At 73.9% G+C, this 717-nt stretch carries 1 protein-coding gene; it reads left to right on the forward strand.

From position 1 onward, the window contains the following. A partial coding sequence (locus tag BIU89_RS18545; RefSeq protein ID WP_071246740.1) for a DUF6264 family protein occupies positions 1–643 on the forward strand: 643 nt, incomplete at its 5' end. Positions 644–717: the final 74 nt, after the last annotated feature.

Here is a 717-nt window from a genome sequence, read left to right on the forward strand (position 1 = left end):
GGCCGCCGGTCCCGTGGACGGCCGGCCCCAGGGCCGTCCCGCACCCGGGTACGGCGAGTACGCGCCAGAGGGGTGGGTCAACCCGGTCCTCGTCGAGCAGGAACGCCAGGAGCGTGAGCGTCAGGCACGGGAACGGCAGGACCAGGCCTCCGCCGCCGGCGCGCGTGACGCTGCTCCGAGCGACGGCGTCCACGGCGACCGCGCCGGCACGGATGCCCGCTCCGGGGCGATCCCTGCCGGGGCACAGGGGTCGATGGCCCGCAGCCGGTTCGGCCGCACGCCCGCCGACTTCGTACTCACCGTCGGGCTGCTCGCCTTCGGGCTCGTCTCCGTCGTGCAGTCGCTGTCGGTCGGCAAGGTCGCCTCGACCGTGCGGCGCACCCTCGAGGCCCAGTACACGGCCCTGAACGACCCGAGTGCCCTCAGCACGGCCGCCGCCATCGCCGCGATCACCAACGTGGTCGTCTTCGCCCTGGTCGCCTGGTGGTCCATCCGTCGGCTCCGAGCACGGAAGCGGACGTTCTGGGTGCCGCTGGTCGGAGCCGTCGTCGCCACGGCGATCAGCGTGATCGCGTTCGTCGTCGTGGTCATGCAGGACCAGGCCTTCGTCGACTTCATGCTGCGGCAGTCCGGCGGCGCCTGAAGGCCTGCCCGCCTGACCGCCGGGTTGCTCGCGGTGCCGGCCTCCGCGCGCCGAGTGGTCGCAACACGCCGCGG

Source organism: Curtobacterium sp. MCBA15_005, from assembly GCF_001864855.1.
Lineage (GTDB): Bacteria > Actinomycetota > Actinomycetes > Actinomycetales > Microbacteriaceae > Curtobacterium > Curtobacterium flaccumfaciens.